This is a genomic window from Rhizobium sp. 16-488-2b (assembly GCF_017741815.1).
In the GTDB taxonomy this organism is placed as follows: Bacteria; Pseudomonadota; Alphaproteobacteria; order Rhizobiales; family Rhizobiaceae; genus Rhizobium.
Genome location: NZ_JAGHMF010000034.1, coordinates 555457 through 573489 on the forward strand (window position 1 = coordinate 555457; position 18033 = coordinate 573489).

Annotated in this window: 15 protein-coding genes; 6 read left to right on the plus strand and 9 right to left on the minus strand. The window is 62.2% G+C overall.

What is annotated here, in order from left to right:
• Window positions 1-38 precede the first annotated feature (38 nt).
• On the minus strand, window positions 39-1214 hold the full coding sequence (locus J5286_RS26090; protein WP_245206545.1) for a hypothetical protein: 1176 nt from the start codon (window positions 1212-1214) through the stop codon (window positions 39-41).
• A gap of 370 nt (window positions 1215-1584) precedes the next feature.
• Between J5286_RS26090 and J5286_RS26095 the strand changes: the two genes are divergently transcribed.
• Window positions 1585-2658, plus strand: a complete 1074-nt coding sequence (locus tag J5286_RS26095) for an ROK family transcriptional regulator (protein WP_209192900.1) — start codon at window positions 1585-1587, stop codon at window positions 2656-2658.
• Window positions 2659-2663: 5 nt separating this feature from the next.
• Here the strand turns inward: J5286_RS26095 and J5286_RS26100 are convergent, their stop codons facing one another.
• From J5286_RS26100 to J5286_RS26125, 6 genes are all read right to left on the minus strand, one after another.
• Window positions 2664-3845 carry an ROK family transcriptional regulator gene (locus tag J5286_RS26100; RefSeq protein WP_245206575.1) on the minus strand — a complete coding sequence of 394 codons (1182 nt, stop codon included), beginning with the start codon at window positions 3843-3845 and terminating at the stop codon, window positions 2664-2666.
• A gap of 183 nt (window positions 3846-4028) precedes the next feature.
• Window positions 4029-7049, minus strand: a complete 3021-nt coding sequence (locus J5286_RS26105) for an alpha-mannosidase (RefSeq protein ID WP_209192902.1) — start codon at window positions 7047-7049, stop codon at window positions 4029-4031.
• Between the two features lie 27 nt (window positions 7050-7076).
• Window positions 7077-7919 (minus strand): carbohydrate ABC transporter permease, encoded by an 843-nt coding sequence (locus tag J5286_RS26110; protein WP_047503834.1) that lies wholly within the window; start codon window positions 7917-7919, stop codon window positions 7077-7079.
• Window positions 7916-8848 (minus strand): carbohydrate ABC transporter permease, encoded by a 933-nt coding sequence (locus tag J5286_RS26115; RefSeq protein WP_209192903.1) that lies wholly within the window; start codon window positions 8846-8848, stop codon window positions 7916-7918. The genes J5286_RS26110 and J5286_RS26115 overlap by 4 nt, the downstream gene beginning before the upstream one ends.
• A gap of 85 nt (window positions 8849-8933) precedes the next feature.
• On the minus strand, window positions 8934-10217 hold the full coding sequence (locus J5286_RS26120) for an extracellular solute-binding protein (RefSeq protein WP_209192997.1): 1284 nt from the start codon (window positions 10215-10217) through the stop codon (window positions 8934-8936).
• Between the two features lie 490 nt (window positions 10218-10707).
• Window positions 10708-12036: an aminotransferase-like domain-containing protein gene (locus tag J5286_RS26125; protein ID WP_209192904.1), complete on the minus strand. Its 1329-nt coding sequence runs from the start codon at window positions 12034-12036 to the stop codon at window positions 10708-10710.
• Window positions 12037-12137: 101 nt separating this feature from the next.
• On the opposite strand from J5286_RS26125, the gene J5286_RS26130 reads away from it, so the two are divergent.
• The 5 genes from J5286_RS26130 to J5286_RS26150 all read left to right on the plus strand — a co-directional run bounded on the left by J5286_RS26130 (window position 12138) and on the right by J5286_RS26150 (window position 17041).
• Window positions 12138-13118, plus strand: coding sequence for a substrate-binding domain-containing protein (locus J5286_RS26130; RefSeq protein WP_209192998.1), 981 nt, complete (start codon window positions 12138-12140; stop codon window positions 13116-13118).
• A gap of 40 nt (window positions 13119-13158) precedes the next feature.
• A complete protein-coding gene (locus J5286_RS26135; RefSeq protein WP_209192905.1) occupies window positions 13159-14049 on the plus strand; it encodes an ABC transporter substrate-binding protein in 891 nt (296 codons plus the stop codon).
• Window positions 14046-14978, plus strand: a complete 933-nt coding sequence (locus tag J5286_RS26140; RefSeq protein ID WP_209192906.1) for an amino acid ABC transporter permease — start codon at window positions 14046-14048, stop codon at window positions 14976-14978. Before J5286_RS26135 ends, J5286_RS26140 begins: the two co-directional genes overlap by 4 nt.
• Window positions 14975-15754, plus strand: a complete 780-nt coding sequence (locus tag J5286_RS26145) for an amino acid ABC transporter ATP-binding protein (protein ID WP_112435666.1) — start codon at window positions 14975-14977, stop codon at window positions 15752-15754. Before J5286_RS26140 ends, J5286_RS26145 begins: the two co-directional genes overlap by 4 nt.
• Window positions 15755-15859: 105 nt before the next feature.
• The gene (locus J5286_RS26150) at window positions 15860-17041 is read left to right on the plus strand and encodes a M20 aminoacylase family protein (RefSeq protein WP_018901630.1); all 1182 of its coding nucleotides are present in this window, start codon (window positions 15860-15862) and stop codon (window positions 17039-17041) included.
• A 130-nt stretch (window positions 17042-17171) separates the two neighbouring features.
• Here J5286_RS26150 and J5286_RS26155 read toward each other — a convergent pair whose 3' ends face one another.
• Together J5286_RS26155 and J5286_RS26160 are read right to left on the minus strand one after the other, a co-directional pair.
• Entirely contained in the window at window positions 17172-17609 is a 438-nt protein-coding gene (locus tag J5286_RS26155) for a helix-turn-helix domain-containing protein (RefSeq protein WP_018901631.1), read from the minus strand.
• A 167-nt stretch (window positions 17610-17776) separates the two neighbouring features.
• Window positions 17777-18022, minus strand: a complete 246-nt coding sequence (locus J5286_RS26160; protein WP_449090036.1) for a hypothetical protein — start codon at window positions 18020-18022, stop codon at window positions 17777-17779.
• Window positions 18023-18033 lie beyond the last annotated feature (11 nt).

The following is an 18033-nucleotide window of genomic DNA, read 5'->3' on the forward strand; positions in this document are numbered from 1 at the left end:
AAAGTATCGGCAACGCATTTTTCTTTCGGAACAATCGGTTACGCCTTCGGCATCCAGTTCTGGTCGAAGTCGGCGAAGGAGGCGGCGGGAAGCGGGCCGGCGGTTATCAGCGTGAAGTCGAAGGCGGAACGCAGATCCGAGCCCAGCACATACTGCCGATGCACGCGGAGGAAATCGCGACGGATCTTGCGGTAGTGCTCGCCCGTCAGCATGTGGCGCATGCGGATCGTGGCGATCGAGGCCTGCGGCGCGTCGGCATGTCCGCAGAGCGCCACGACGCGCGACTTGTAGAAATGGATCACGTCGGTCAGACAGTGGATCTCCAGCCAGAAGATCTGGCGTGTGCGCGCGATCGCGCCAACCCGTGCCCGCAGGCTCTTCGCAGGTCGCAATAACGCGCACTGCAGGATGGCGCCGCCGAGCGTGACGAAGACCACCTGCTTGTTGGCGAAAAGCCCGGGTTCTTCCTCGACCAGCATGCCGATGACATGGCTGGCGACGCTCGATCCCATGCTGTGCGAGGTGATCAGATATTCGTCGGCATCCTCGCGCAGCGCGTCGCGCACCCGCGCCTTGCACCGGTCGAGCCATTGCACGATGGCGGGATCGTCGAGCTTTGCCAGCGCCACGGCCAGATCCCAGTCCGCGAAGAGATGCAGCGTGTGGAAACGCGCGGCGAAGGGCAGGAAGACGAAGCGGAAGAACATCACCCCAAGCAGCACGCTCCAGAGAAAGTTCCAGCGCTGAAGGCCGAGAAGATAGGGAGCGGCCGCAATCGTGGCGCTGAGGAGAAGTGCCAGCAGAACCAGCGCGAACGGAAACACGAAGAACAGACCGAAGCGCCAAGCGTGGTTGAAATAGCCGACGAAGCCGCCTTGGACGATGACGCTGGCGGCGCTGGCATAGCCGGAGGCGAGGCGCTTTAGAAGGCTCTTGTCGCTATATTTGCGCACGAGCTCGTTGTGGTCGAAGACGAAAACGCGGCTCGACGTTCTTTCCCCTTGAGAGCCACAGTTGACGTCGAAGGAACCGCCATCCTTGAAGGCGCCGACATCGAGGTCGAGATTCCAGGCCTTGGCGCTCAGCTTCGCGGACCGTGCATAGCGCGCATGGTGGGCTTTTGAATCAAGCGGCTCGAAACCAGGGAAATGCAGAACGACGCGTTTTTCCACCAGCGGATTGGCCACGGGGTTGATGGCAGCTCTTTGACTCAATGTTTGTGACCCTGGCAGCAAATCGAAATGCGACGACCGGCCCTTGTCGATGGGCCTTGTCGTTCTTTACGGACGATGGTGGACGGCAGACCACTGACATTCTCGGGGTGCGCACCAGTCCAGTCGCAAAGACTGAAACAGAAAACCCTTAAAAAATGAGTGGTCGTTTCGGAAGCTCATCTATGAGCCGACTATGGAAACAACAAGGCCTCTCACCTTTCTTTTCGTCAAAAGCGGTGTATTGCGGCATATCGGAGACAGCTTTCTTGCTGCGCATGGAAAATTGCGCGATATTTCAACGGACTGGATTGCGCACAAGAGGGAGGCTGTTGGTGACCTGCGCCAAGAACATGGTTCGAGGATATCGGGGTTGAAGACGGCGCGGCGGCTTTCAGTTTCCGGCTCTCCAAGGGCGCGTGATCCGTCGGACGCACGTCCCGGCATCAGCCCCGTCGATATCGCCGATCACAACTCACGAACGACACTCGGCCTTCTGCGCCGCCTCGGCCCGCTGACCCGGCAGGAATTGTCGCGACGCCTCGGGCTCACGGAACCGGCGATCGCGGGGATCGTGCAGCGTCTGGCGAATGCCGGCTTGGTCACTGGGCGCAAGCGCGCCAGCACGACACGCTATGCGGCGCTGGAGTTCGCGCTCTGTCCCGACGCTGCTTGCTCGCTCGGAATCTCGATAGCTCCGGACGGAGGGGAGATCGTCGTCATCGACCTTTCCTGTGCAATCCGCGCACGCATCGGCTTCACCGCTGTCGAGGAGATTGGCGAGGCGATCGGGAGCATCCAGAATATCGCGTCGGGCAAGCTCGTCGGCTGCGGCGTGGCCATCGCGCCAGGAGCGTCCATCGACCGCATTAGCCTTGAGGAGCGCATCGGCGAGATGGTGGGGCCGCTCTACGTTCTCGACGACAGCGAGGCGGCGATCGGCGCGGAACGCGCGCTCGGGATCGGCGATCCGGAAGGCGGACTGGTCACCATCCTGATCGACGAGACTGTTCGCGCGGGGCTTCTCATCGGCGGCCGGCCGTTTCGCGGCATTCATGGGCTCGCCGGCCAGATTGGCGACATGCGATCGGGCGTGGATGGCGCGACGCTGAACGAGGTTGCGACGTTGTCGTCGCTTGAGCGTCACATGGCCGCCGGACACGCTTCGGCGGATGCGTGGATCACGGTTGCCGCCCGCCACCTTCACGAAGCGGTTCTGGCGATCTCCGGCTTCATCGCGCCGGGCGCGATCCTTATTGGCGGATCGTTGCCCGATGACATTCTGGCCTCGGTGATATCGAGCATGGCGCGGGAGCGGGAAGAGAAAATCCGCGATCTGGTGATCGCCCCCTGGATCCCGGTGGTGCAACCGGCAACTCATCCGAAAGACGGCGTGGTGCTGGGTGCTGCCCTTCGGCCTTTCAACGAGACGCTGTTTCCCGCCTGAGAGCGTCAGCCGGCCAAGACTGCTGGCCATCTCTCCAAGCTGTTCGCGAGACCACCGATCGGATTGCGGAACCGCTGCGCCGGTTCGGCCGATGGCAGGCCAAGACGATGCGCCAGCGGAATGGCCGCCGCGCCGAGCGCTGCTGCATCCTCCGAGCCGGCCGCGCGATGCAGCGATGGCGCCTTGGCGCCGAGGCGGCTGATCTCCTCGTGAACGTAGAGCAGCAACTCATCGATGATGCGGACGGGAAAACGACCGCCGATGAGAACACCCTCGGGATCGACGATCATGCCGATATGTACGATCGCCTGCGCGATCTTGACGCTGACCTTGCGCAGCCATGCACTAACGATCGCGCGCCCCGCCGCATCGAGCGTCAGCAGGTCGGCGGGCGTGGACGCTTCGACGCCATTCCGCTTCAGGTGATCGAGCAGGATGAACAGCGAAAACATCTCGCCAAGCGGCTGGGTGCTACCGGCGAAGGGGCCGTCGTCGAACAGCACCGGCAGCCAGCCGATTTCCCCGCCAATCCCGCTGGCGCCCTTGTGACGGATGCCGTCGATCACAAGACTGCCACCCAGGCAGGCGTTCGCCAGGATATAAAAGAAGCTGCCGATCTCGGTGCCGAGCCCGTATTCGATCTCCCCCAGAGCCGCCGCGTTGGCGTCGTTGTCGATGAACACGGGGTGGTCGGAGATCGCCTCCAGCGCACCGCGCACATCGTATCCGCTCCAGCGCCGGTATTCCGGTGGAAAGCCGATAACGGGCACTTCGCCAAGCCAATCGGGAATGGCGAGTCCGATCCCGGCCAGTCGGCTTTCCTCGATGACTTTGCGTCGCCTGAACGAAGAGAGCGCATCGGCCATCAGCGCGACGAAATCATCCGGCAGCAGAAAGCGTGCCTCGTGGTGAATGCGGCCGCGCACCGTACCGACGGCGTCGACAGCGACGATGGTCAGGTGATCGCGGTCGATATTGGCGCCGATCGAGAACACGCCTTCCGGATCGATCTCCAGCTCGATCGCCGGCTGCCCGCGCAGCCCATGCCGCCGTCGCGCCTCCATGACGAGGCCTTCATCGAGCAGCCGATCGACGATCCGTGTCACGGCCTGCTTGGTCAGCCGCGATCGCGCCGCCAATTCGGTGCGCGAAATCGGCCCGCCGCGATGGATCGCGCTCAGGATCATGGCCCGATTGGCCGCCGCCGCCTGCTCAGGATTGGAGCCCGAAACCTGCAACTTGCGTCTTCTCCTCTTAGGTGTCTGGTATGTTGAACCGCCACAAGACCTATCGAGTCTAAGTCATTGTGTCGTAAACGGAAAGAGCCCAGCCACCGCGTGACCGGGCTCCAACCATTCGTTGACGTCGACTTAGCGCGAAATACGCCAGCTCTTGACCTGGAACGGCATCAGTCCCTCGACCGGCACATCGCGCATCGGCTCTTCCAGAATGCTCACTGTTCCCTCGTTGTGCCATCCCTGCGGCAGCGTCAGACCGAAGGCGCCACGGCGGCCGGCGGGCTCGTAGACGCGCAGGATCAGGCCATCGCCATCCTCGCACGGCTTGATCGCCGAGAGCGCCGCGTCGATGCCCTCAGCCTTGATCGGCTGCCACGCCCCGACGGCGCGGTCGGAGACGGCCATCGCCAGCAGCGGCTGGTTGAGGTCGTCGGCTTCCTCGCGCACGCCCCCCTCGTACCAGGAGCCCTCATGCGGCATCAGCGAGTAGGTGAAGCTCTGCAGCCCCTCATCGGCCAGCGGGTCCGGGTAGATGGGCGAGCGCAGCAGCGAGAGGCCGAGCACGTTGTCGCGGATGCTGTGCCCATACTTCGCGTCGTTGAGGATCGCGACGCCGAAGCCCGGCTCCGAGAGATCGGCGAAGCGATGCGCCGGCGCCTCGAACATCGCCGCGTCCCAGGAGGTATTGGCGTGAGTGGGTCGTTCGACGACGCCATAGGCGCATTCGCAAGTTGCGCGCGCATTGCGCACGGCAACATCAGTCAGCGTGCGCAAGAAGGCGCGTCGGTCGTGCCAGTCGAGCTCGGTCTGGATATCCAACCGACGGGCATTGGCGCCTAGCGACAGGATCTGCGTGATGCGCGAGTGGCGCCAGGTGCGCACGATCCTGATCGCGGCGCGGTGCGCCGTGTTTTCGATCAGCTCGATGCTATCAAGCGCGGTGATCTCCTCGCCGCGCGCGGCATAATCCTCCTCGACGTCCCAGGCGTCCCAGTTGCGCGGCTTGTCGGCCGGGTAGACGAACAGTCGGTTGCCGGCGCCTTCGAGCGCCTCGCGGCCGCTCGGCTTGTGCAGGATGCTCGCAATCGAGCCGTCCTTCGCCAACGTCACCTTCAGTGTTTCGTTCTCGAGATGGCTGCTGCTCGCCGAAAGGCCCGGCTGCGCCTTCAGCGATGCAATGTCAATGACGGCGATGGCGAGTGGGGCGATGCTGTCGCGTGTGGACACATGGCTGCCATCGGCCAGCGTCAACCGTACTGGCCGTTCGTCAAGCGACGGGTTGACCACCAGCACGTTGCTGCCGCTTCCTGATGGCAACTGTTTGGCGATGGCCGCGAGCGCGCTTGCCTGCGCGGCCTGGCCATCGGCGATCACGCCGTCGAGTTCTTCCGCGCTGTCGGCATAAACCTCGGCGATCGAGGAGCCCGGCAGAATGTCGTGGAACTCGTTCTTCAGAACGACGCGCCATTCGTTTTCCAGCGAGGCCGGCTTCTCGCCGCCCATGAGATGCGCCAGCCCGGCAAGGGTTTCCGCGGTGATCAGGCTGCGCTCGGCCTTGCGGTGCAGGCGCTTGACGACGCTCTGGCTGGTCAGCGTCGCGCGATGCAGCTCGAGATAGATCTCGCCCTGCCACGTCGTGAGCTCCTTTTCGGCGGCACTCTTGTGCGCCCCCTCGAAGAAGTCGTGCACCTTGGTCCAGCGCGCGGCCGGCAGTGCCGGGAAGGCGCGCAGCTGCTCCTCGCGTGCGATCATCTCCGGCGTCACGCCGCCGCCACCGTCACCATAGCCGACGGCCAGAAGCGTCGTTTCGTGCTTGTCCTTCTGCTGGAAGTTCCGCCAGGTGGGCACGAAACAATCCGGCTGCACGAAGCCGTTATAGCCATGCATCGGGTTGTCGAAGGTGTGGGTCAGCACCCGGCTGCCGTCGAGGCCTTCCCACCAGAAGAGGTCGGCCGGGAATTTGTTGGTCTCCGACCAGTTCACCTTGATCGTGAAGAAGCTCTTCATCCCGCCCTGGCGCAGAAGCTGGGGCAGGGCGCCGGAGAAGCCGAAGCAATCCGGCAGCCAGCACACGGTGTGGCGAACGCCGAAGGTCTTTTCGAAATATCGCTGGCCGTAGAGGATCTGCCGGCTGAGGCTTTCGCCCGTCGGCATGTTGGTGTCGGGCTCGACCCACATGCCGCCGAGCGTTTCCCATTGCCCTTCCTTAACGCGCTCGACGATGCGCTTCAGAAGCTCGGGATCATCCTCGGCGATCTGGTTGTAATAATGCGCCGTCGACTGGTTGAAGCGGAAGTCGGACGACTGTTCCATCAGCGAGAGCGCGGTGTGGAAAGTACGGCGCATCTTGCGGCGGGTCTCGCGGTAGGGCCACAGCCAGGCAAGGTCGATATGCGCGTGACCTGTCAGCGCGATCTCGCCCTGCGGCGGGAAGCGTTCGCGCAGTTGCTTCAGCTCCTTGATCAGCGTGTCGTAGGCCGCGACCACGCTGGCGCGCTGTCCCTGGTTGAGACCTTCAGGTGCGGTTTCGAGGTCGGGCAGCTGCCAGATCTTCTGCTGGCCGACCGATGGCGACATGCGGGCGATATAGGCTGCGGTCGATGACGGCCAGTCGAGCCCGCGCATAGCGGCTTCGGCGATATCGATCAGATGCGGAATGACCTCATGGCCCTCCAGCGTATCGACCGCCTCGGAGATCTGGCGCAACAGAAGCCACAACCGGTCGACCGGCCCGTCCAGCCACAAGAGGTTCGCCCGCTCGAGCCGGGGCGCGCGGACCGGCTCGCCGAACGGCAGGCGTGCGACCGTCTCCGAGGAGACTTTGATCCGGCGCGACGTCAGGCGGAATTCCTGGTGGTAGGGGTCGAGACCAAGCCGCGTTTCGTTGCCGGCCTCGTCGGTGATGGTGATCAGGCTTTCGCCGCCGAGATTGAGGCTGAGGCGCGCCTCCTCGACCGGCCAATGCTCCGGCACGCGCGCCGAGGCGGCGAAGCTGACCGTGCCATCCTTGCGCGGCCATGCGGCACCGATCGCTATCGGTTCGCCGTCGAAGGTCCAATCGCTGATCTGGACGGTTTCACGGGCGCGCCAGTGTTCGAGTTCCGACATGCGGACGCGGATGCGGTCGAGGCGTTGGGCAAGCGTAAGCGACATGATCATATCCTGAGGTTTGAAAAGACATCAGCCCTTGACGGCACCGGCCGTCATGGCGCCGAGAATGAGGCGTTGGAGCGAAAGAAATGCGACGATGGCGGGCACGACAGACACGAGGCAGGCTGCCGCCAACAACTGGATGGAGCTATCGTTCTGGGTTCCTGCATACTGGAAGATGCCGACGCCGATCGGCATCAGTGCCTCCTTGCTGATCAGCAGGAAGGGCACCAGGAATTGCGACCAGCCGGCAATCACGGAGATGATGAAGGCGGAGGCGATCCCCGGCGTCGAGAGCGGCAGAATGATCCGCCAGAAGACGCCGAAATGGCTGCACCCGTCGATCAGCGCCGCCTCGTCGAGGCTTCGCGGGATGCCGTCGATGAAGCCCTTGAGGATCCACGTCACCATCGGCACGGCAAGCGCGATATAGACCATCGTCGCGCCGAAATGGCTGTCGGTGAGGCCGATCTTGGCCATGTAGCGGTAGAGCGGCACCATGATGACGAGCGGCGAGATCATCTGGAAGGCAAGCAGCACCATCATCCACGGCCCCTTGCCGCGGAAAGGAAAGCGCGAGAAGGCATAGGCAGCCGGCAATGCCACGATCAGGCAGCCGATCGCGCTCGACGCCGACAGGATGAGCGCGTTCCAGAGATAGCCCGCGAATTTATCGGAGGAGAGGATCGCGATGAAATTGTCGAGCGTCGGCGACTTGGGGATCAGCCTGGAGACGCCGAGAAACACCTCCTTGCGGGTGCGCAGCGCCAGCGACAGCAGCCAGACCAGCGGCCATGCGAAGAAAAGGAAGGTGATCAGCATGAAGAGATAGCTGAAGAGATCGCCGATACGTTCCTGTCTCGAATTGATCATTGGGGTTCTCCCTTCGGCAGGAAGCGGGCATAGACGAGCGCCAGGCTGAGGCTGATGACAAGCATCAGGATAGACAGAACCGCGCCGGCCGCCAGATCGTAGTTCCTGAAGACGACGTTGAACGTATAGAGCGACAGGACCTCCGTCGCCCGGCCAGGTCCGCCACCGGTCAGCGAGATGATCGCATCGAAGGTATTCAGCGTCTGGATGGTGATGAGGATCATGTTGACGAGGATCGCCGCGCGCAGTTGTGGAAGCGTGATGTAGATCATCCGCTGCCAGGGATTGGCGCCGTCCATCTCGGCGGCCTCGTAGAGTTCCGGATCGATCGCCTTGATGGCGGCGTACATGACGACCATTGAAAAGGCCGTTCCGCGCCAGACGTTGGAAATCACGACCGACCACATGACCATGTTCGGGTCGGACAGCCACTGGACTGGCGAGGCGCCGAGCATCCTAAGCAGGCTGTTGAGGCCGCCGAAAGGCGCCTCGTTGAACAGCATCTTCCAGATGATGCCGCCGGCGATCCCGGGCACAACCCAGGCGACCAGCGCCGTGGTGCGCACGATGGTGGAGCCGAACAGGCCGCGTTTTTCGCTGCGCACGACCACCTGCGCAATGAACAGGCCGAGCACCTGCTGAGCAACGACGCTGGAGCCGGTGAAGACGAGTGTCACCCAGAGGATCTGCAGCAGCTCCGGCTTCGAAAGTGTGTTGGCAATCGTCCGCAGCGTGTATTCCTCGTCGTTGCCGACGATCGATATGTTGGTGAAGGCAAAGCGGAAGACGTCGATCAGCGGATAGAGATAGAAGATCCCGAGAACGAGGATCAGCGGCATCAGCCAGGGCGCGGGCGAGGGGTAGAACTTTCGCGCGGCAAGCCTGCTTCCGGTAGGCGCAGTCTCGGCCGCAATGCTGAGATTGGTCATCGATCCGTCCGGTCATGTGTCATTGAGATCAGGCAGTCGGCATCGGTGGCGCGGGTGAGGTTACCCCGCGCCACCGATCATCAGCTCAGCTCCGTTTGAAGGCGCTGAGCGAGGCGCTGAAAGCCTCGTCGACGGCGGCTTCCGTCGCCTGCGTGCCTGTTAGCACCTTGCCCATCATGATCTGGATCTGGTTGGATATCTCCGGATAGACCGCAGCCCCTGGCCGCGCCTGCCCGACCTTCAGGGCTTCGGCGAAGGTCTTGTTCGCCGGTGTCGAGAAGACCTCATACTTGTCGTAGAGGTCGGCGCGCGTCGGCAGCTGCTCCTGCAGAGCGTTGGCCGGCCCCATGTAGACTTCGCGGGCAAGGTCGGCGCAGACCTTCACCTTGGCGGCATCCTTGCTGAAGGCGGCAACGGTCCACCCGCCGGTGCCGGTCGAGCGCTCATTGGCGGTCGGGCCGGGAAGGGGAGAGAAGGTCCACTTGGCGAACTCTTCCTCGTCGAGCGCGGTCTTCAGCTGCGCATACTGCCAGTTGCCACCAACGAAGAGCGCCGTGGTTCCGGCGGCCGCAGCGGCATTGAAGTCGTCATAGCTGCCCAGCGTCGCGACACGCTTGGGAGCAGCACCCGATTCCACCAGATCACGATAGTAGTTCACCGCCTTGATGAACTTCGCGCGGTTGTCGCCCTCTCCGAAGATCGGCTTGCCCTGATCGTCGACCAGCTTGCCGCCCTGGCCCCAGAAGTTGGCGAGCCAGTCGAAGGTTGTGCCCTCGTAGCGGCTGCCGTTGAAGAGAATGCCCTCCATGCCCTCGTCGACGGAATGCAGCGCGGCCTTCTTCAGGTCGTCCCAGGTCTGAGGCGCGTCGGGCACGATTTCCTTGTTGCGGTAGAGAACGCGCAGGTCGGTCGACCACCACCAGGCATAGATGTTGCCGTCATCGCCGGTGATGCCCTCGCGGATGAAGGGGAATAGCTGGCCGATCTCTTCCTTGCTGAAGTAGGGCGAGAAGGATTGCAGCACGCCGGATTTCTTGAAGAGCGGCAGCACGAAGGAATCGACCGCGGCGCAATCGGGCGCAGAACCGGACTTCGCCTGCTCAAGCATGCGCGCCTGCTCCTGGCCAATATCACCAGACATCATCTGCAGCTCGATTTGCCAGTCAGGGCGCTTGGCGATGAAATCGTTGAAGAGCTTGCTGTAGCCCTCGGCATAAACAGGCTCGTTGTTGCGCGGCCCGTCTGTCGTCATGCGGAAAATGAGCTTGTTGGGCGCATCGGCCTTGCCGACGATGTCGCCCGTGATCAGATCCTGAGCCGCCGCGATAACAGGCGCGGCCAGGAACGAACCCGCCAGAAGGGCGAGCATGATTGCCTTGTTCTTCACCAGTATTTCCTCCCGATTCAGGATCCCATCCGAGCCGCTGCCTCCACAACAACGGGTCTCCTCCGATCCGTCGACTAGATTAAGTCACTTTTCTTTTGTGTCAAGCAGGTCGCAATACGGACACCATTGCACGCTCAAGATAGTGGGGAACCGCATGGCTTGGGTGTGCTGGGGAGAACTCAATTGGCCTTGCATCTGCCGCATCGGCACAGCATCCTCCGATGGAGGAAAAGTCACCGGGGGAGGTCTAATGGACGCAGTTCACAGGTTCGCAACTGCCGGAATAGTGGCAATTCTGGCCGCGCTGACGTCCGCATGCACGACGGGCTCGAACCATAATCCGGCCGATAACTTTTATAATCCTCGAACGTCAGCCAACCCGGCATGCGACGCTGGATTTAGGCCGACCAACAACTGGACGTGCAGTTATTGAGTTTCACGCCAAGCTGACCGGCATCGCAACTCGGGCAAATCAATCATGCGATGCCGCAAGCGCGATCGAATCCGCGACCTCGATGCAGCGGTCGGACAGCGTGGCGGTCGCCACGCGCAGGTAACTGCCCGGCAACAGCGAGAATTTCGCGCCCGGATGCACGGCGATCCCGCGTGCGGCAAGCGTGACCATCGCGAAGGGCTCCGAGGACACCGGCACCCAGGCCGACAGCCCAGCGCCATGCGCGGCGTTTATGTTTCGGTCGCGCAATGCCTGCACCAGATCGTAGCGGCGCTGCGCATAGATCGCGCGCGCCTTGCGCACAGTCTCTTGCGTGGCGGGATCGCGAATCAGCCACGCGCCCGCCGCCTGCAGGATGCGGCTCGTCCAGCCGGCGCTGAAGCTGCGGAAGGACTGGATCTGCTCAACGATCGCCCGCGAGCTGGAAAGGGCCGCCAGCCGCAGGTCCGGCCCATGGGTCTTGGAGAGGGAGAATATGTGGATCACCCGATCGGGGAAGATATTCCCCATCGATTGCCTCGGCGCATCGGAGATATCGCCAATGCCATCATCCTCGACGATCAGCGTATCGGCACCGCGCAGGACGTCGGCCAGGCTTTGCATGCGCGCGGCAGTCACGGTCTGGCCGGTGACTGAATGGATGCGCGGTTGGAATATGAAGGCGACGGGACGATAGGCCATTGCCTGGCGCAAGGACGAGGGCAGTGGACCCTCATGGTCGCATTCGACCGGAATGATGCGCGCGCCGCGATCCTCGAGAATATCAAGAAGGCGCATGGCAGTGGGGTTCTCGATTGCGACTGCCGCGCCGGGCATGACGAGCGCGTTCATCAGCGTGTATACCGCGTTGTAGCCGCCGTTGGTGGCGAGAAACGCCTCGGGCTCATAGGGCCAGGTCTCCCTGACCGCTGCCTCGAGCTCGGGCAGAATGCGGTTGCGCTCATAGCTGTTGAGATTCTCGGCTGATGCGCCGTAGGCCATGGCTGTCTCGAGCTTCGGCAGAAGCGTGACGTCGGGAACGGCCGCAGTCAGGTTCAGCACGTCCTCGCCGTAGTTGCCGGAACTCGCCAAACGCTCCGGCTTGGCGACGAAACGGTCGCCGCTCACCCATGTTCCATTGCGCCCACGGCCGCTGATGATCTTCTGGCGACGCAATTCGCTCCACGCCTCGGAGATCGTCGCCGGACTGATACCAAGCGCAAACGCCAGATCGCGAATGGCCGGTAGCTTGGTGCCGACAGGCAGCGCACCACCCCGGATGAGCGCGCTGGTCTCGAGCGCGATACCGCGAATCGTCCGATCGGTTATTTTTTGGGCAAACCACGCCGCATCCCGACTATCGCTCATTTTCGCACCATAATTAATGTTCAATAACGTAATAACATTTGATCAGTATTATTTGAACATTTAACGATGCGCCAGACAAGAAATTTTGAGAGTGAATGCAGATGCCGATCACACTTCGCCTTGCCCTTCGCGACTGGGACTACATGACCCCTCTCATTCTCGGCGACGTCTCGTCGTCGAAGCTCGACGTCAAGGTCGAGCGCATCGGCACCCTTGTTTCGCATGTCGGTAAGAGCGACACCTGTGACGCAGCCGAAATGTCCTTCAGCCGCTACACCCAGCTGCGCTACGATGGTGATCACAGCGTCGTCGGCATTCCGAACTTCATCATGCGTGGCTTCCGCCATCGCTGCGTCATCACCATGAAGGACAGCCCGATCACCGAGCTGTCGCAGCTTGCAGGCAAGCGCATCGGCGTTACCGGCTGGCGCGACTCGGGCAACACCTGGACGCGCGCCGCCGTGCGCCGCGAAGGCGTTCAGGTCGAGGACGCGATGTGGTATGCCGGCCGCCTCACGGAAGCGCATCCTGTTGTCGATCGGCTCGACGGCTTTGGCCGCCCCGGCCTCATCGAAGCCGCCCCCGGCGAACGTCCGATGGTCGACCTGTTGCGTGAAGGCCAGCTCGACGCGATCTTCACGCCGTTCATGCCGGATGGCTATTTTGCCAATGGTTCACCTTTCCGGCAGGTTCTTTCCGACTTCCGTGGCGCTGAGCGTCGATATTTCGACGAGGTGGGATATGTACCCGGCATGCACCTCATCGGCATCAAGGCTGAGATCGTGGAAGAGAATCCTTGGATCATTGCCGAACTCAGCCAGCTGATCGAGGAATCGCAGCGCATGTGGCTGAACAAGCGCCGCAAATATGCCGACACGTCGCCGTGGATGTTCGACGAGCTCCTGAAGACCTCTCTCGAACTCCCTGCGAACTGGGATGAAAACGGCCTTGCCGCCAACGAGAAGATGATCGCCGACTTCTCGGCCGAGCTGCACGCTCAGGGCATTCTCGCTCGCGAGATGACCCCTCTGGAACTCTTCCCGTTCGACACCGACGGCAGCCGGACCGGTACCACCGCCTAACCGCCTACCACTACAAACAGCATTAATAAGGGGAATGAACATGTTGCTGAAGAAAATGACCTACCTCGTCCTGGCAAGCGCCGTGGCCACCAGTGCTGCGATGGCAGAGGACGCGGCCTTGCCGAAGCCGGCGCTTAACGCCGCGCTGCATGACAAGCTTCCCGACGCGATCAAGACCTCGGGCAAGATGATCTCCGTCAACAACGGTTCGTTCCCTCCCTATGAAATCGTCACCGGCACCGTCATGACCGGCGCCAGCGCCGATCTGACCGAAGCGCTGGGCGCCGTCCTCGGCGTCAAGATCGAACATGAAACGGTCGGCGGCCTGCCGGCGCTGCTCGCCGGCGTCAACTCCGGCCGCTACCAGTTCGCTTTCGGTCCCGTCGGTGACTACAAGGACCGCGAAGCAGCCAACGACTTCGTCGACTGGGTTCAGGAATTCGTCGTCTTCGCGACCGTGAAGGGCAACCCGAAGGGCATCACCTCGCTCGACACGGCCTGTGGCCAGCGCATCTCGGTCATGGCCGGCGGCTCCGCCGAGCGCGTGATCAAGACTCAGTCGGACAAGTGCAAGGCTGATGGCAAGAGCCCGGTCGAAGTGCAGTCCTACACCGATCAGCCAAGCTCGATCCTCGCCGTGCGCTCAAAGCGCGCCGATGCCTTCTTCTCCTCGCAGGCGCCGCTCACCTATTTCGTCAGCCAGGCCAACGGCCAGCTCGAACTGACCGGCGTCGGTCAGAAGAACGGCTTCGAAGACATTTTCCAGGGCGCCGTCGTTCCCAAGGGCTCGCCGCTCGGTCCTATTCTGATCGACGCCATCAAGGTACTGATGGCCGACGGCAGCTATGCCGCGATCATGAAAAAGTGGGGCCTTGAGAACAACATGATCAAGGAACCCGGCCTCAACCTCGGCGGACAGCTTCCCAAATGAGCACCAACACCACGACCAATGCACCGCCTTCGGGCGGTGCTGACTTCCGCGACGTCGTTACCGCGCATACGCCGTTCAGAACGGGACGCCTCGTTCTCTGGGCGATCATCGCCATCGTCGTCATCGATTTCGTCTGGATCGTCGCCAACAACGAGAATTTCGGTTGGCCGGTCGTTGCCCAATACTTCTTCGACCCGACCGTCATCAGCGGCCTCTATGTCAGCCTTGGCCTGACTGTCATCGCCATGATCCTCGGTGTCGCGCTCGGCCTGATCATCGCGATCATGCGCATGTCGAACGACCGGTTGGCGAAAGGCTTTGCCTCGCTGTTTATCTGGTTCTTCCGTGGCACGCCGCTGCTGGTACAGCTGATCTTCTGGTACAACATGTCGACGCTGTTTCCGCAGTTATCGATCGCCATCCCCTTCGGCCCATCGCTCATCAGCTGGGACACCAATGCTGTGATCACGCCGATGACGGCGGCCATTGTCGGCCTGGCGCTCAACGAAGCGGCCTACATGGCCGAAATCATTCGCGGTGGCCTTCTGTCGGTCGATCGCGGCCAGGCTGAAACCGCCGAAGCCTTCGGCATGACCAAGGGCAGGGCGCTGCGGCGGATCATCATTCCGCAGGCGATGCGCTCGATCGTTCCGCCGACGGGCAACCAGCTGATCAGCATGATCAAGGCGACCTCGCTCGTCAGTGTCATCGCCATGGCCGATCTGCTCTATTCCGTGCAGTCGATCTACAACCGCACCTTCGAGATCGTTCCGATGCTGCTGGTCGCCGTCATCTGGTACCTGCTCATCACCTCGGTCTTGAATATTGGCCAGAGCTACATCGAAGCCTATTACGGCCGCAGCGAACGCCGCAATGGCGCAACGGCCAAGCCGGCCACTGTTGCCGCTGCAGAGGAGGCAAGCCATTGACCGCCGTCTCCAATACTAAGCCGCTGGTTCAGGCGCGCAATGTCCACAAGTCCTTCGATCATCTCGAAGTGCTGAAGGGCATCGACCTCGACATCATGCCTGGCGAAGTCGTCGTCGTTCTCGGTCCGTCGGGCTCGGGCAAATCGACCTTCCTGCGCTGTATCAACCACCTCGAGTCCATCCAAAAGGGATACATCGAGGTGGATGGCGAGCAGATCGGCTACCGGGTGCGCAAGGATCGGCTGGAGCGACTTTCGCCCAACGGCATTGCCCGCCAGCGCCGCAAGATCGGTATGGTGTTCCAGCAGTTCAATCTCTATCCGCACATGACGGTGCTGCAGAACATCATCGAGGCGCCGGTCGGCGTCCATGGTGAGAACCGCAAGGATGCGATCGAAAACGCCAAGCAGCTTCTGCAGCGTGTCGGTCTGTCGGAGAAGGCGAATGCCTATCCTCGCCAGCTCTCCGGCGGCCAGCAGCAGCGCGTGGCGATCGCCCGAGCGCTCGCGATCAAGCCGAAGCTGATGCTCTTCGACGAGCCGACCTCGGCACTCGATCCGGAACTCGTCGGCGAAGTGCTGTCGACGATGCGTGATCTCGCCAAGCAGGGCCTGACGATGATCGTCGTCACCCACGAGATCGGCTTTGCCCGTGAAGCGGCCGACCGGGTGGTGTTCATGGATGGCGGCGTCGTGGTCGAGCAGGGCAAGCCAGAGGATGTGATCGGCAATCCGCAGCATCCGCGCACGCAGGCCTTCCTGTCGCGCTTTCTCTGACGTCAGGCTCATCCGGCCGAGCGCCGCTCATGATGCAATCGAAGACCCGGCCGGCCCTCTCATGGGGCCGGTAGCGGACCACGCATGCAAAGAATTGGAACGGACATGACCATCGACAACGATTTCGCCCGCCTTTCGGATTTCGAGCCCATGGACGCCGAACTGCGCGCCATCCGCCAGCATCTGCACGCCCATCCCGAACTGTCGTTTGAAGAAACGGAAACCGCACGCTTCGTCGCCGAAAAGCTCGAGGGCTGGGGCTATGAAGTGACCCGCAACGTCGGCGGCAACGGCGTCGTTGCCCGCATGACGCAGGGCGCCGGCAAGAAGAGCATCGCGATCCGCGCCGACATGGACGCGCTCCCGATCACCGAGCAGACCGGCAAGCCCTATGCCAGCCAGGTGCCCGGCAAGATGCATGCCTGCGGCCACGACGGCCACACGACGGTGCTGCTGGGTGCTGCCGAATATCTGGCGCGCACCCGCAAGTTCAACGGCACGGTCAACCTGATCTTCCAGCCGGCCGAAGAGGCCGGCGGCTTCAGCGGCGCTCAGGCGATGATCGATGACGGCCTGTTCGAGCGCTTCCCGTTCGACGCCATCTTCGGCCTGCACAATCACCCCGGCGCGCCTGAAGGCAGCTGGCTGATGCGCTCGGGTCCGCTGATGGCGGCTGCCGATACGGTCGAAATCAAGATCACGGGCAAGGGCGGCCACGCGTCGCGTCCGCACCTGACGATCGATCCCGTCGTCGTTGCCTGCAACCTCGTCGTCTCGCTGCAGACGGTCATCTCGCGCAATGTCGATCCGACGCAGACGGCTGTCGTCACGGTTGGCGCCATCCATGCCGGCGAAGTTGCCAACGTCATTCCGGAAAGCGCGAGCATGCTTTTGACGGTGCGCTCGTTCGATCCGAAGGTCCGTGAGATCCTCGAGAAGCGCATCCGGGCGCTGACGACGTCGCTGGTCGAAGGCTTCGGCGCCACCGTCGAGATCGACTACGCCTACGGCAACCCCGTCGTCGTCAACTCCGAGAAGGAAACAGAGTTCGCCCGCATGGTGGCCGAGGAACTGGTCGGCGAGGGCAATGTCGCGCTTTGCCCGCTTATCCCCGGCAGCGAGGACTTCTCGCACTTCCTGCAGCACAAGCCCGGCAGCTTCCTGCGCCTGGGTAACGGCATGAACTCGGCGATCCTCCACAGCGCCAAATACGACTTCGCCGACGACAGCCTGACGGCGGGTGCCGCAATGTGGGCGCGTCTCACAGAACGCTATCTCGACGAATAATCGTCCGGTATCGAACTCTCCCAAGAAACGAAGAAGGGGCGCCCGCAACAGGCGCCCCTTCTTTCATGTCATGCAGGCTTTTATATCATGCGGGCCGCGGCGCGGATGCGCCGTCGGCCGGTAAGTCCAATTACTGGTTGGACGAGGCGGCGGATTTGTCCGCGGCAACCTGCGTCTGCGCCATCGCTTTCACGAGCGCCACGATCTTTTCGCGCAGCTGCGTGTCCGTGATCTTGATGAACGCCTTGTTGAGCGCGAGCCCTTCCTTGGAATGCAGGAATTCGGCGACCGGATCGGTCGTTGCCGTCAGATCGAGGCCGGCGAGCGACAGGGGCTCCGACGGATCCTGCTGAAAGAAGAAACTTGGCGTGGTATTCAGAACCTCAGCGATACGCTGCAGCCGGCTGGCGCCGATCCGGTTCATTCCCTTTTCGTACTTCTGCACCTGCTGGAACGTCACGCCGATCTGCTCGGCCAACCTTTCCTGGCTTAGTCCCAGCAACTGCCTGCGCATCCTGACTTGGGAACCCACATAGCTATCGATTGCATTCGGTGTCTTTGCATTCATCCTGTATTTCCTATGCCGGAATCAAAGCGAAACAGTCCCCGGCAAACCGGCTCTATCCAGCAACAACAGTTTGTCTTAGCAAGCGATCAAATTCAACCTCAGGATTATGACGATAAGGTGATCTGTGGGCTGAAACCCCGAAGATGCGCGCCATACGTGCGTTTCGCTCAATCTCTACCGCCGAAGCGGATCGGCCGGATCACACGGTGGACAATCTTTAGCGTCCGGTCGGGCTGGATCATGTAGGTCTCCTCGACCTCCTGTCCGTACTGGTCGATGAAGCTGTGCGGGAAGGTCGAGCCGATCGGCGATTTGGTGAGCTTCGTTCGAGGCTGGCCACTATAGATGATGCTGCCTGGAATCGGCGTCAGGCCGGGTGCGGAGTAGTCCTTGCCCGTCGTGCATCCTGCCATGAGAACCAGCG

Bases quoted from the DNA above. Each gene is read 5' to 3' on its own strand.
- J5286_RS26150 (WP_018901630.1), top strand. From the start codon at position 15,860: ATGACCATCGACAACGATTTCGCCCGCCTTTCGGATTTCGAGCCCATG.
- J5286_RS26120 (WP_209192997.1), bottom strand. From the start codon at position 10,217: ATGCTCGCCCTTCTGGCGGGTTCGTTCCTGGCCGCGCCTGTTATCGCG.
- J5286_RS26100 (WP_245206575.1), bottom strand. From the start codon at position 3,845: ATGATCCTGAGCGCGATCCATCGCGGCGGGCCGATTTCGCGCACCGAA.
- J5286_RS26125 (WP_209192904.1), bottom strand. From the start codon at position 12,036: ATGAGCGATAGTCGGGATGCGGCGTGGTTTGCCCAAAAAATAACCGAT.
- J5286_RS26105 (WP_209192902.1), bottom strand. From the start codon at position 7,049: ATGTCGCTTACGCTTGCCCAACGCCTCGACCGCATCCGCGTCCGCATG.
- J5286_RS26160 (WP_449090036.1), bottom strand. From the start codon at position 18,022: ATGGCAGGATGCACGACGGGCAAGGACTACTCCGCACCCGGCCTGACG.
- J5286_RS26135 (WP_209192905.1), top strand. From the start codon at position 13,159: ATGTTGCTGAAGAAAATGACCTACCTCGTCCTGGCAAGCGCCGTGGCC.
- J5286_RS26130 (WP_209192998.1), top strand. From the start codon at position 12,138: ATGCCGATCACACTTCGCCTTGCCCTTCGCGACTGGGACTACATGACC.
- J5286_RS26115 (WP_209192903.1), bottom strand. From the start codon at position 8,848: ATGACCAATCTCAGCATTGCGGCCGAGACTGCGCCTACCGGAAGCAGG.
- J5286_RS26140 (WP_209192906.1), top strand. From the start codon at position 14,046: ATGAGCACCAACACCACGACCAATGCACCGCCTTCGGGCGGTGCTGAC.
- J5286_RS26155 (WP_018901631.1), bottom strand. From the start codon at position 17,609: ATGAATGCAAAGACACCGAATGCAATCGATAGCTATGTGGGTTCCCAA.
- J5286_RS26110 (WP_047503834.1), bottom strand. From the start codon at position 7,919: ATGATCAATTCGAGACAGGAACGTATCGGCGATCTCTTCAGCTATCTC.